We start from the raw sequence: 13,637 nt of genomic DNA on the forward strand, positions 1-13,637 counted from the left end.
ATATTGCGTTATCTCAAACCAGCCTGGTGACCTTTCTTTTAGACTTCCCGAGTCAACCTATTTTTTCATAGTCGCTTACGCCATTAGCGTCGGGAGCAACACCATGCTTAAACGTTTCTTTATAACGGGCACGAATGCCCGGGTCGGGAAAACCGTTGTTGCTCGGGCTTTTTTACAAGCTCTTGTCAAAAATGGTCGCAGTGCAGTAGGTTATAAGCCTGTGGCCCGAACAAATTCTGCAAAACAGTCAGGCGGTTACCAAAAAGAGATAGACTTGCTGCAAAGCACATCCAGTGTCACTCTGCCAGCCGACATCATCAACCCCCTGGTATTATGTGAAGGAGGGAGTTCAGAAGATGATACCCGGATGGATTATCACCTGCTTTCTGACAGGTTAGCTCAACTGGGTTGTCAACATGACAGTGTGGCCATTGAAGGATGTTCGGGCTGGCGAAGTTTGATGAATGATCGACGACCGCTGTCTGACTGGGTTATCAAAGAGCAGCTGCCTGTATTGATTGTTGTTGGTATTCAGGATGGTTGCATCAATCATGCCCAGTTGACCGCACAGGCTATCATGCATGATGGTTTACCGCTTATTGGTTGGGTCGCCAATCGGATCAATCCCTGCATGGCTAACTATGCCAGGATCATCGATGCCCTCAGCCAGGTATTACCCTGCCCATTACTTGGTGAAATACCTTATCTTTCTCGCCCTGAAGAACGAGATCTCAGCCAGTATATTGATTTAGCCACCAACACATTGCTCCCGGCTTATACGTAGTCTGATATTTTCAAAAAAAGAGCAGGGTGGCAGGCAAAGGGGGAATGACTTGGGGGCCTGAATGACTAAGCCCCCGGAACATATAGCAAACTAGCCGTTATCACGAAAACGGGTATAGACAATTTTATAGGTGTCATTTGCACAATGGCCAACAACACTATTAGCACCCGTCTGATCGACTTCGTCGTTGGGTACAATCGTCAAAGAGAAACCTGACTCTGGCACGCCATTAGCGATGATTTTTTGCTGGATACTGGCTTTAACACTCTCACAAGAGCCTGGCGCTGCCAGCACGGGTGCCGTTATAGTACAGAGTAACATACCTAACCAAATGGAACGTTTCATCATATTTTCCTTAAAGTGAATTGAATGATAAGGATGGTACTGCTTACGTGAAGCATCATGCTTGTTGTTCTCTATTATGACGCATCCAGAGAAAAATGCTGCATGGACGGGAATAAATTTCCGCTGACAACAAGGATAGCAATGCTTTTTCCCACGTTTACCGATAAAGGATAATTAAATTATATTGTTATTAATAAATATCGCCAACATGTTTTTAATTAAAAAACAAATACTCAAATGTTTGCTAATATATAGTGAAATACTATATGTATAGCATCATAATAAATCCTGTTTTATAGGTTTATAATATAGAAAATATTGCTTTCATCTTTTTCTGGATTCTGTGATTATATTAGTGATGATGTCGTTGAATTAAAGGATGATAGCCATGCCAGTAACGCCAGATTATGAAAATAATTTGATCAGTAGTCATATTTCTCCACCCGAAAATAGTGAGCGTTCAGATAATGAAGCGAACAGTTCTGATTTATCCATAACGAGAAACATTGAATCAATTAATAATAACCCTGAATATTTATATTACAATAATAATGACAGTCACCTGGAAGAAAAGGGTGAGAATTTTTGGAGTTTTATGGCAAATTTTTTTTCTGCACCAGGAGGAGGGAAGCGCCTGATGTAAATACCTCAGATACCGTGATTAGCCTTGATACTGTGCTTGCTGAAGGTGATAGTTTATATCAGGAAGCCAATGATCTAACCCAATGCTTAAGGCAGCGGGATGATTTCCGACAACCAGCATTGTCCATAAAAACTAAAACTGGGCTGTTAATGGGAATTGCATTATTGTTGACGGGCGGGGGGTATGGTTTATATTTCAAGCGAGCATCAAAGACGGGTGAATATAGCAATCAACATAATCATAAAAACAGTGCAACAGAGCCTGGTTTTCGCTCGTTATTACAAGATGTCGCTCACGCTGGTCTGGGCGAGGGGATTCACAGCGCGAGTTTAAAAACAGCCGTGAAAAAAGAACAGAGGCCTGTTATTTCATCTGAGACCAGCGATATATCGGAGGGGTATAATTCACTTCATAAACGTGAATCTACACCATTAAATGTACCGATACCCGTCGGAAGAAATAATTTGTATCCAGAGTGTGACGCTGAAGTAATCTCCGAACGTTGCCAACGAATACGGTTAAAAAGACCGCGTGATAACAATGCGGATGATCAGCAAGATATTATTATCAAAAAAAATAATAGATTCTGCTATTGCCCTTTACCAGAGCATAGTCAGGATGAGGCGACAACCTTAATATCATCCCAGGCCTCGACTGTCGAACCAGGAAAAACAATACTGACAGCTGCTTCTCCAATGATTGATGGCATTACAGAACAAGATGGCCTGATGATTCAGCGGTGCCGTAATCGACTTATAGGATATATTAATTCGCATGTAAATGTCCCATTTAATGTTGATAACAAGCAGCTTGGTAAGCTAGCACTGGGGTTGATTTCTGAAAAATCTTTCCATGAAGCTCAGATAGCAAGGATTTACCTGTATGGAACCGGGTTATTCGGGGAAAGGGACTATGAAATAATGAGCGCTGATGTCCAGCATCAGTTAACATCCGATTTACTGGCAAAGCTGATCTATGGTGAGTCTTTAGATGATTATTTACTTTATAAGTTTTCAGTCAACAGATATATCTCAATTGAGCGTTACAAGACAGAGGTAGTTAACGACAGGCGGTTTTTTTTACATGATGAAGCCTCCAGTGAACTTTCTGATTTCTATAATAAATATCTCAACCCCGACATGTCATTTTTAAACTCGTCATTAAATCGTTACTCAGATGTGCTTGTTGGCAGTATTACCTGGTTTATGATTTACTTATCTTCGGAGTTTACTGGTTTTGATGACATTAAAAATAAGGAAGGTCTTGCTATAGAAAATGGAATAAAATTATTAAGCTATTTTGTAAAGGGTGAGCTTTATCAGGGGAGTGAGTACAAGATTTCTTTGGGGCTAAAGTTTATCGCACTATATTTAGATTCCTCATTGACACCAGACAGGCTCCCTGATTTCAATGGCTTATGGAATATATTTATAACAGCACTGACCAAACGTGTGGAATTATCTAATCATATATTTACGCAAATAAAAGAAATCGTTACTTGCGCAGATGATGTCAATGATAAACCCTGGTTTTCAGAAAATGAATTTGCTAACGATATATTAAGACGATTTTGTAGAACGGATAATCCAAAGTTATATTTCATTCGGCCAGCGCACTATGAGTCTATAACAAAAGAGACGTTTATTGAATCTACTCAAGAGCAAGCGTGGTGTGACATAAAGGGCCCTCGTGGACAGCTGCTCAGGATAAAAATACCGACGATAAAATACAAGTTCAGAAGGCTTCGGCGTGATTATTTTAATATGGTGACAAAAAACATTCAGTTATTTATAGAGAATGCTTTAACCAAAAATGACTTTTTTAATCCAAAGCTGGACGGTGATGATTTTGATTTTATAGATAAATCCGCATTGGAAATGGTTAAGATACAGTTAAATGAACATCGTTTTCCTCAAGAGCTACGGATAGGCCCACCTTTAAAGAAATTTGTTGTAAAAGATAATTATTTGTTTTTCAGAGCCAGTTTTCATGGCGAAAAAAGACTTTATGCGCTGGACTGTACGCATAAAGAACTATTGCAGAAAATAGATATAAATAATGAGAACATTCTGCAGAAAATAGGGGTCTTTTTTAAAGACTGGTCCTTTTATCCTTCTTCACTATTGAATTTGTCTGTGTCGGTTGATCGTGAGTCTAATATTACAGTTTCAGAAAAAGAACCAACTCAAGTTTTCATTAATAAGATTCTGGAACAAAAAAACAAAGAGATCGATCTTTTCATTAAAAAAATCAATAAGGAACTCTCATCTTTAGATGTGGACATCTATGAAGTGGCAAAAGAACTATTCATTCCCTTTTACTCCTGCGCTAAGTCTCTCCAGGGCGATGATGCAACAGATGCTTTTGTCAGCTGTTTAATGGATGGTATTTTTTTAATTTTGCCCATGGGGTCAAAAGCCGTAAAAACGACACAAAGAGTCAGTGAGCGATTTATAGATTTATCTTTTATGGTTAAGAAAAATAAAGTTTTTGTAAAGGATGGAAAAATACTATGGAAGAAAATCGGGAGTGATCTTTATATCTATAATACCATTCTCAACGAACACAGTATGTTAAAGTCTTCGATGGTCGATCTCTTTATTAGTAGCCTTGATCCGGGTTTTGGATTGCTAAAAGAACTCAAAAATATTATCGGTGCCGCCGCATTAGCCATTATAAAAGGTAGTGCAATTAATGCTTCTTTATTTTCCGTTAAGAATGCCAGTAAATTAATAGCAATTGGTTTCCGAACCAAATCTATTGGTGACTCTGCAAAAAAAATATTTATGAAGGTATCCAGACCATCTGGTCGGCTAGGCACACGTCATCTCCCTGAATCTCAAAACACTACCGATTATTCTGCAGTATACGGACAGGTCCATCAGTTAGGAGAGTATTACCTTTACCATAAAAATAGTGATGATGTGGATATGATTTTGGGCATCACTGATGAAGTCACCGATAACGAAGATACTGTCTATGTCGTACTGGATGGTGATGAATTAAATGGTGTCATTTTTAGATGCATTTGCAGGGACAGTTCAAAAAACACATGTGATATTATTCATTGGTCACCTTATGAAATGTTTGCTGAGAGGACACTTTCAGCCAATAATAAAAGCATGCAGCACACATCTGAAGCTGTGTTTAAACCCAGTAAAGAAGAACAATTCAGTCATCTCATATATTATCCCGGGTATCAGTGCATGCTCTCTGGTGATGGCATGCTGGCCAGCAAAATGTTGACCATAATTAAAATTAGCAATGTTCATTATCTTTATTTTCCAGAGGAGAAGCAGTTACGATTGTTATATGATGGGGATTTGGTTGAGGTAAAGTCAGTTATGTCTGACAGTCCTGCGTTCAATATTAAAAAAGACAGTCAGGGGAGGATGGTTATAACACCTGAAACGCCTTCGGTTAATGCATATAAATCAGTTTTTAATAGTGCCTACTCATATTACGGGCATTTCCCTGTCAATAGTAATGGAACAGAGTATTATGCTCAAAGCTTACATTACTTGTCTGACAGACTGTTTTTGAATGTTCATGGGAGATATTTTGAACTGGGCGTCACAGCCATCAGGAATCAATTTGTTATCAGTGTCCACAACGGTTTTCTTCCCTCGTTTATTGTTTCCCTTGACTCCTTACTGAATAAATTCTCTGTGGCAAAACCATTTCTTAAAAAAGATTCCCCCCATATTGGCATGGCCCTGGAAAGGGTATTAACAGATACCTGCAATGATGAAATAAAACAGTTTCCTACACTGTTAGTTAATGGTGCTATATCTTCAAGGTTTAATGTAAAGTTAAGAGCCAAAAACTCTTATTATTCACTGGGAAATCCTGTCAATCAGTTATATCCATTGCGTTGCGACAGTGATTCTGAGCTTAAAATATACTGGTTGCAGTATGATTTGTTCACTGAAAGTTTTGAGTTTATATCCATATCAAAATCATCCGTACCACCTAAAAATTCTGTCAGGCTGCACTATGATGAATTAATTGAACACTTCTTCTCGGTGGAAAGATTCCCGAACATGATAGATATTATTAATATCAGCAACCATAAACATAATAATAAGCTAGTTATGCGGCTATTACAGGCCGCCTTTCTTAAACGTCTCAATCACATTGACCGGCAGGAAACATTACAACTACCACTGGTGCAAGTTTTTTCATGGCAATTACATAAAGACACGCGAAGCTTTCAGAAAAAATACCCCGCAGCGGCATTGTGGATGACATGGCAGCGTCAGTTACAGCCATTACTCAGGCATAAAAGTTTACCCTATCTGCCACTGATAAGAAAAGTGAGGTTACAAAATGATAAATACCAGCCTTATATTAATGGTTTTTTAATCGTGGGGCACCACACAACACATGAAGCTGTCTGGGTGCATTATAACGAGGAAGAGGAGCCATTGATCCTTCAGGCGGCGGAAAAAAATCTTAATGGAACACCGCCTATTAATGAAAACATAGATATATATTGGTTGCCAAAAGCCAGACACAGCACCCCTATAACCGTCACACAGTTCATGTATGAAAAAGACATGTATCCCAGAGTGATTCATGATAAAAAACTTGCTTGTATTTATATTACTAACTCTTATTTTGGTGATGCTTATCCTTACCGTTACTCAGCAGATTTTGACGTAGAACATATCGTCATCAGTCCAAAAACTAAATGGATGGCTATTATAGATAGTAAAAAAAACTTACTGCTGTATGATCTTGTTAATAAAGACGCCGTCGATAAAAGAACGTTAAATAAAAACATTATTATCCATGCTAAGTTATTATCAAAATTTGAACGTGCTGTGGGTGATGATTATTCTTTGTGTATCATTGATGATGATGGAATATTTTACTACGTCAGAAGCGGGCTTTGGGTAGAAAATTATGGTAGCACTGTATTATGGAGTCCGCCACTGAATTATAACCCCTCATTTGTCAGTCAGGATCAACGTTTTTTAGGTTATAAACATATTGATACTAATAATATTATTATTTATGACAGAAAAAGAAAATTAATGAGGGCATTCTATCAACCATTCTCTGTCTACCATAAGAAAAATATCATCTCGGTGGCTTTTTCAGCATTAAATGCGGTGGCTGTTTTGGCTTTTGATGACGGCTATATTTACTTATATGATCTTGTTCAGGATATAAAAGGAGAAATCCTTGATCCAATAGCTTATATAAAATTAAATGATAATGTTGAGGGCAAGCCATTTAATAATATTGTAATGCGTTTTGATGATGTGTTTGAAACGCTGACTGTTATTCACGCTGAACAACTGTTAAATCCTGATGGTACCGCGAGTGAAGTGGTGTATACGCGTAGCAGTTATAGCTTCACCTCGATGGAATGAAAAATTTTGAGTAACGGATAACTGTACGGGAATATATTGCTATCCGTTTACTCAGGTTATCTGGTTGCAAAAAGTCATCACTCATTTTTTGTCGGCTGTTCCCCGCATACTAACGTTGTTTTAAAAATTGATGCTGAAAAAGGCACATACGAATAGTTGTGCGATACTGACCGTTACTGAAAAATTCATCTATCAATTCGCCTTCGACGATAAAACCTAATTTCTTATAGATATGAATCGCTTTCTCATTTTCTTTATCGACGATAAGATATAACTTGTACAAATTAAGAACACTGAAGCCATAATCCATTGCCAGCCGGGCGGCCCGGGAAGCCAGCCCACGGCCCTGGTAATCCGGAGAGATAATTATTTGGAATTCAGCCCGGCGGTGAATATGGTTGATTTCAACCAGTTCAACCAGACCGGCTTTATCACCATTACACTCAATCACAAAGCGTCGCTCACTTTGATCATGAATATGTTTGTCGTAGAGATCTGACAACTCAACAAAAGCTTCGTAGGGTTCTTCAAACCAGTAGCGCATCACGCTGGCATTATTATCCAGCTGATGGACAAAACGGAGATCTTCACGCTCAAGTGGACGAAGTTTGATAGCTAAATCGCTGCTCATGATGGACTCTGAAGATAGATAAGCTCCTGACGACCAGGAGCATAACGATGAAAGAGATTAAGGGGTCGCGGTGCGGCCATTACGGCGATCGAGACAACGTTGTGTATTGGGTTCCCAGTAAACATTCACGTCAACACTCTCCAGACATTTGTCGCGCAAGTCTAAAGCAGCGTTATCCTTATCGAAATCTTTCTCAACCCGTTTATTGACTTTAGTGCGCAGTGAACGAGTGTCATTCCACTGTTCTTTTTCCATACTGGCATGTTGCTTGCTCTGAGCACTGTCACCCGATTCAATAATCAGTTTGCTGGTTTCAGCATGGGCAAAATGAGTGAGTGAGAAAGCACTTAATACCAGAGCGAGGCTGACTGTTGTTAAAGGTTTGAGAAGGCTTGTCTTCATAACCGTTTCCTTTTAAGGTGTTGCACTTCTTTGCAGTATACCATTGCTGAATGTCAGCGCCTATCTTGCCGGCATCCAGCACTTATAATCCGATTATTCTGACACTATGATTAAAACAACGTTGCTTTTTTTTATCACGGCACTGGCAGAAATTATTGGCTGCTTTTTACCATGGCTGTGGCTAAAGCGTGCTGGATCGCCATGGCTATTAGTTCCGGCGGCGCTCTCTTTGACCATTTTTGTCTGGTTACTGACTCTGCATCCCGCTGCCAGCGGACGTGTCTATGCGGCTTACGGTGGCGTCTATGTGATAACGGCGTTGCTGTGGTTACGATTTGTTGATGGGGTTAAACTCAGCGTTTATGACTGGAGTGGGGCGATTATTGCGGGCTGTGGAATGCTCATTATTGTTGCTGGTTGGGGAAAAGCCTGACACACCAGGCGGGTATGTGATAACGGGAAGCAAAAGTGATGCAGTGCTGGAATGACTTCTGCTTCCTGTACGTGGTGTTATTAATTAACTCTGACGATTGACACTCAGGCCTGCAAAACTTTGGCTGACAGGCATCATCTCCAGGGTATTTATATTGACGTGTTTTGGTAAGTTAGCCACCCACCATACGGCTTCAGTCACATCTTCCGGTGTTAAGGCGTTGGTATTCTCATAGGTTTGTTCAACTTTAGCATCGTCTCCTTTAAAGCGGACGTTAGAGAACTCCGTCCCGCCCACCAGACCTGGTTCGATATCCGTAACACGCAGGGCCGTTTTTTGGAGATCTGCCCGCAAATTCAGGCTGAACTGACGAACAAAGGCTTTGGTCGCACCGTATACATTGCCACCAGCATAAGGCCAGCGCCCGGCAGTGGAACCGATATTAATAATATGGCCCTGATTACGCTCAACCATGCCCGGGAGCACGGCATGGGTCATATAGACCAGTCCTTTATTATTCGTATCTATCATCGTTTCCCAGTCATCAAGGCTGGCTCTCTGGGCAGGTTCTAACCCTAAGGCCAGGCCGGCATTATTAACAAGCACGTCAATATTACGCCAGTCTTGTGGTAGTTCAGCCAGTGCTTTTTCTGTTGCCGGGCGGGAACGTACATCAAGCGCCAAAGTAAAAAGCGCGTCTCCGAGTTCCTTCTGCAGAGCATCAAGACGTTCCTGACGGCGCCCTGTGGCAATCACGCGATGGCCATTCTTGATAAAATGGCGAGTAATACTTTCACCAAAACCTGCAGTTGCCCCTGTAACCAAAATAATCATCACGGTCTCCTCTGTGTTTACTTTTTGGATTACCTTATCACGACAAACTCTCAGGGTAATGCATAAATATATTTCACCATTTAAAATGGCCATTTTTGGCGTTGACAAGGGAAAACTCACTGCCATCCTTTATATATAACGGATAAATCTCTTTCTCTGTGTAACGTATCTCTACGTTATCAATACCTTTTTACATTTTTGGAGTAACCCATGGCACATGAAAACCCGTTGCTGGCTGTTAGTGTCTTACCCTATCAGGCACCGCATTTTGATCGTTTGAGGGATGAGCATTACCGTCCGGCATTTAATGAAGCGATTGGCCTTAAGCGGGCTGAAGTCGCCGCGATCGCCAATAATCCCGATGCCCCTACCTTTGACAATACTTACCTGGCACTTGAAAAGAGCGGGGGGATGTTGGGGCAGGTAACACCTATTTTCTATGCCATGGTCGCTGCCCATACCAATGACTATCTTGATCAACTGGAAGCGGAGATCTCCAGCGAACTGGCAGCCCTGACGGATGATATTCGGCTCAATGAGCGCCTATTCAGTCGCCTTGATGCCCTCTACCAACAGCGTCATCAATTATCCCTGGACAGTGAATCATTACGTCTGGTGGAAGTCGTCTGGCAGTCTTTTAGTTTGTCAGGGGCAACGCTGAATACGTCCGAAAAGACCAGAATCAAAGCGCTTAATAAAGAAATCGCTCAATTAACCAGCCAGTTTAATCAACGACTCCATGCTGCAAATAAAGCAGCCGCATTAGTCGTTGATGATTTGCAGTATCTGGATGGTTTAACGAGCAGTGAAATTGCCACCGCAGCACAGACAGCTGCAGAAAATGGCCAGGCAGGGTGCTGGGTGATCCCATTACTCAACTTCACACAACAACCGGCGTTACAGACACTGACGCACCGCGAAACAAGGGAAAAACTGTTTCATGCAGGCTGGAATCGGGCACAACAACATGATGAGAATGATACACAGGCTATTATTGCTCGTTTGGTTACATTGCGTGCGGAGCAGGCAGCATTACTCGGGTTTGAGAATTTCGCAGCATGGAAAATCGCCGATCAGATGGCAAAGACTCCCGCCGCGGCATTAAATTTTATGCGTGAAATTGTGCCGGCGGCGACAGCAAGAGCGGGGCGTGAGCAGCAGGCGATTCAGCAGATTATGGATAAACAGCAGTGTGGATATGAGCTGAAAGCATGGGACTGGCAGTTCTACGCAGAACAACTCAAACGTGAGCAGTATCATCTCGATGCCCGACAGATAAAACCCTATTTTGAATTAAACAATGTGCTCCATAAGGGCGTTTTTTGGGCTGCCAGTCAACTTTTTGGGATCAAATTTGTAGAGCGTTTTGATATTCCTGTTTACCACCAGGATGTGCAGGTATGGGAAATTTTTGATGCAGATGGCCGTGGTATGGCACTGTTCTACGGTGATTTTTTTGCCCGTAATAGCAAGTCTGGTGGGGCATGGATGGGTAATTTTGTTGAACAATCCACACTGCACAGTGCATTGCCAGTTATCTATAATGTCTGTAATTATCTAAAACCGGTTTCTGGGCAGCCCGCGCTACTGTCCTGGGATGATGTCACCACGTTATTTCATGAATTTGGCCATACCTTGCATGGCCTTTTTGCTAGCCAGCGTTATTCGACACTGTCTGGCACCAATACTCCCCGTGATTTTGTAGAGTTCCCGTCGCAAATTAATGAACACTGGGCAAGCCAGCCTGATGTTTTTGCTCACTATGCTTGCCATTATCAAAGTGGTGCCCCGATGCCTGATGCATTGCGAGAACAGCTTTTCCGATCAGCACAATTTAATAAAGGTTACGACATGACCGAGCTGCTGGCGGCGGCATTACTGGATTTACGCTGGCATACCCTGAACAGCGATGATCACATTGAAAATGTCAGCTTACAGGAAGAGCAGATGCTGGAGAGTGAACAGGTTTCGCTGGAAAGTGTTCCCCCCCGTTATCGCAGCAGCTATTTTGCCCATATTTTTGCCGGGGGATACGCGGCGGGTTACTACGCCTATATTTGGACACAAATGCTGGCGGATGACGGCTATCAGTGGTTTGTCGAGCAGGGTGGGCTGACTCGTGAGAATGGTCAGCGTTTTCGGGATGCGATTCTGTCGCGTGGTAATAGCCGGGATCTTGAACAGCTTTATGAGAACTGGCGTGGACACGCCCCGTTGCGTGAACCTATGTTAAAAAATCGTGGGCTGGTCGAATAACCGCCAATAATTCTGGTTATTTTTTGCTCAAACCCTAAGATTGCGGCTATAATTATATTTCGTTTATGTGCAATTAAGAGGAAAAAATGGACACCAGAATGACGCCAGTAATGTTAGCGATTGAATTCCTTCGCCGGGAGGATAAACCACTAACACCAGCCCAGTATCTTAGTAAGCTCCAGCAACTGACGCTGGAGTTTGCTGATCTGCAGGGGTTAACCACAAGAGAACTGCGTGAAGAAATATCTTATGCAAGGCAGCTGGGAATACACTAGCGATAAAAAGGCCAGCACAGGGTTTCTGCCTGAAGGCCTTGTTAGCTTAAACCAGCGGCTCCCTAGCGGGAAGACATGATCAGTTTCAGGCCCAGCACAGCCATGACACTTCCCGCCACTCTATCAATAGCCGTTTTGAACCGAATATAGACATGGCGTGAACGTTCGGTAGATAAGGCGACAGTCACTAAGGAATACCAGCCTGCATCGATAATAAAACTTATCAATGGCAGCGCAATATAGTAGTAAGCAGGAACTTCCCGGGGTAACAACGCAGTAAAAATACTGGCAAAAACCACCGCGGTTTTAGGATTACTTAACTGGGTGAACAGGCCATCACGAAATGTCGCCATCAGACTTTTTTCACCAGTGGCGGCATGTCCCATCGACAGAGGGGCCCTGGCGTGGCGTATCATTTTATAAGCGAGCCACAGCAAATAGATACCCCCGGCAATTTTAAGAGCGGTATAAGCGACTGGCACGGCGAGTAAAAAAGCTTGCAGACCGAGCACGGCCAGTAGAGCAAATATAGCGGCTCCCACGCCGGTACCCAGCGCCGTTGCCAAACCATGGCTCCGAGAGCGGGCGACGGCGTTTTGCGCGACGTAAACAAAACTCGGGCCAGGGCTGATGGCACCTAAGCCAATTGTTGCAGCAATAGCAAACAGGGTTGTGATGGTGTTCATTGGTTTTTATCCCACAGGAAAAATAAAATTAATAACGTGGAGCAGCAGTACAGACAATCACTATTTTATCTTTTCGTCATAAAGTGACTACGTGGGCTGTCGATGATGTAGTTCATCAATTAGCCAGCGTCCCGCCGGTCCGGGTGGATTTTTATTCGACCAGATGACGTCTACTTCAAACAACTGTGGCCAGCCTTCTACGGATAACTCCTTCAAAACGTGATGACCAAATTGCAGCACCAGCCAGCGGGGCAGTACTCCCCAGCCAAAACCTTGTTCAGCCATTTCAAGTAGCATGAGCAAAGATGGTGATGACCAGACCGGGCCAGTAGAAAGCACATTATCCGGACTAACATAGGTTTTCAACACGAGCTGGCGCACGGTTTGTAACGCATCAATATCAACGTTGTCGAGCCGGGCCAGGGGGTTATCCTGCCGGATAAAAATAGCCATCTCCGTGCCTACCTGAAGACGAGCTGTAGAGATATCTACAGGGTATTTTTTTTGTACCCGCAATACGCCCACATGTGAACGGCCTGATTGAATTGAGTCAATCACGTCATCATCTTCGGCAATAATGCATTCAAATTCCGTATCAGGGTAACGTTCAGAGAACTGTTGCAAAATCGACTCGTGATGCGCCGTTTCCCATAGGTCAGAGAGGACAAAACTGAGACGGGATTCAATATTATTTGTCAGCCTGACGGAAAGTGCTTCGAGCCGCTCATTGGCTGTAAAAATGGCTTTAACATAAGGCAATACCCGTAACCCATCTTGAGTAATGACAGGGTAGCGGCTGTTGCGATCAAACAGGGTAACACCAAGATCAAGCTCCAGATTGGCTATCGCCGTACTGATAGTCGACTGACTTTTTTTGAGTTTACGGGCTGTTGCAGAAAATGATCCTGTCTCAACAACATAGAGAAAAGCTTCGAGAGCTTCAGGTGAATAGTGCATTATCTATCGC

Annotated in this window: 12 protein-coding genes; 6 read left to right on the forward strand and 6 right to left on the reverse strand. The window is 42.5% G+C overall.

The genetic code is table 11. The annotated features are described in order from the left end of the window. Positions 1-103: 103 nt before the first annotated feature. Positions 104-784 carry a dethiobiotin synthase gene (bioD, locus tag JK154_RS02745; protein WP_211990985.1) on the forward strand — a complete coding sequence of 227 codons (681 nt, stop codon included), beginning with the start codon at positions 104-106 and terminating at the stop codon, positions 782-784. 90 nt (positions 785-874) lie between these two features. On the opposite strand, the gene JK154_RS02750 is transcribed toward bioD, so the two are convergent. Next, positions 875-1,129, reverse strand: a complete 255-nt coding sequence (locus tag JK154_RS02750; protein WP_211991340.1) for a DUF1161 domain-containing protein — start codon at positions 1,127-1,129, stop codon at positions 875-877. Between the two features lie 388 nt (positions 1,130-1,517). Between JK154_RS02750 and JK154_RS02755 the strand changes: the two genes are divergently transcribed. Beyond that, on the forward strand, positions 1,518-1,772 hold the full coding sequence (locus JK154_RS02755; protein WP_211990986.1) for a hypothetical protein: 255 nt from the start codon (positions 1,518-1,520) through the stop codon (positions 1,770-1,772). Beyond that, positions 1,715-7,153: a hypothetical protein gene (locus JK154_RS02760; protein WP_211990987.1), complete on the forward strand. Its 5,439-nt coding sequence runs from the start codon at positions 1,715-1,717 to the stop codon at positions 7,151-7,153. Before JK154_RS02755 ends, JK154_RS02760 begins: the two co-directional genes overlap by 58 nt. A 109-nt stretch (positions 7,154-7,262) precedes the next feature. Here JK154_RS02760 and speG read toward each other — a convergent pair whose 3' ends face one another. Together speG and JK154_RS02770 are read right to left on the reverse strand one after the other, a co-directional pair. Continuing rightward, on the reverse strand, positions 7,263-7,784 hold the full coding sequence (gene speG / locus JK154_RS02765; RefSeq protein ID WP_211990988.1) for a spermidine N1-acetyltransferase: 522 nt from the start codon (positions 7,782-7,784) through the stop codon (positions 7,263-7,265). Between the two features lie 57 nt (positions 7,785-7,841). Further along, positions 7,842-8,186: a DUF1283 family protein gene (locus JK154_RS02770; protein ID WP_211990989.1), complete on the reverse strand. Its 345-nt coding sequence runs from the start codon at positions 8,184-8,186 to the stop codon at positions 7,842-7,844. Between the two features lie 106 nt (positions 8,187-8,292). Between JK154_RS02770 and JK154_RS02775 the strand changes: the two genes are divergently transcribed. Beyond that, the gene (locus JK154_RS02775; protein ID WP_211990990.1) at positions 8,293-8,619 is read left to right on the forward strand and encodes a YnfA family protein; all 327 of its coding nucleotides are present in this window, start codon (positions 8,293-8,295) and stop codon (positions 8,617-8,619) included. An 84-nt stretch (positions 8,620-8,703) separates the two neighbouring features. On the opposite strand, the gene ydfG is transcribed toward JK154_RS02775, so the two are convergent. Further along, the gene (ydfG, locus tag JK154_RS02780) at positions 8,704-9,453 is read right to left on the reverse strand and encodes a bifunctional NADP-dependent 3-hydroxy acid dehydrogenase/3-hydroxypropionate dehydrogenase YdfG (RefSeq protein ID WP_211990991.1); all 750 of its coding nucleotides are present in this window, start codon (positions 9,451-9,453) and stop codon (positions 8,704-8,706) included. A 210-nt stretch (positions 9,454-9,663) separates the two neighbouring features. Here ydfG and dcp point away from each other — a divergent pair, with 210 nt between their 5' ends. Beyond that, a complete protein-coding gene (gene dcp, locus JK154_RS02785) occupies positions 9,664-11,709 on the forward strand; it encodes a peptidyl-dipeptidase Dcp (RefSeq protein WP_211990992.1) in 2,046 nt (681 codons plus the stop codon). An 86-nt stretch (positions 11,710-11,795) separates the two neighbouring features. Next, on the forward strand, positions 11,796-11,984 hold the full coding sequence (locus JK154_RS02790) for a YdiH family protein (protein ID WP_211990993.1): 189 nt from the start codon (positions 11,796-11,798) through the stop codon (positions 11,982-11,984). A 62-nt stretch (positions 11,985-12,046) separates the two neighbouring features. Here JK154_RS02790 and JK154_RS02795 read toward each other — a convergent pair whose 3' ends face one another. Together JK154_RS02795 and JK154_RS02800 are read right to left on the reverse strand one after the other, a co-directional pair. After that, positions 12,047-12,670, reverse strand: coding sequence for a LysE family translocator (locus tag JK154_RS02795; RefSeq protein ID WP_211990994.1), 624 nt, complete (start codon positions 12,668-12,670; stop codon positions 12,047-12,049). An 87-nt stretch (positions 12,671-12,757) separates the two neighbouring features. Continuing rightward, positions 12,758-13,627, reverse strand: a complete 870-nt coding sequence (locus JK154_RS02800) for a LysR family transcriptional regulator (protein WP_211990995.1) — start codon at positions 13,625-13,627, stop codon at positions 12,758-12,760. Positions 13,628-13,637 lie beyond the last annotated feature (10 nt).

The organism is Citrobacter sp. JGM124, assembly GCF_018257795.1.
Lineage (GTDB): Bacteria > Pseudomonadota > Gammaproteobacteria > Enterobacterales > Enterobacteriaceae > JGM124.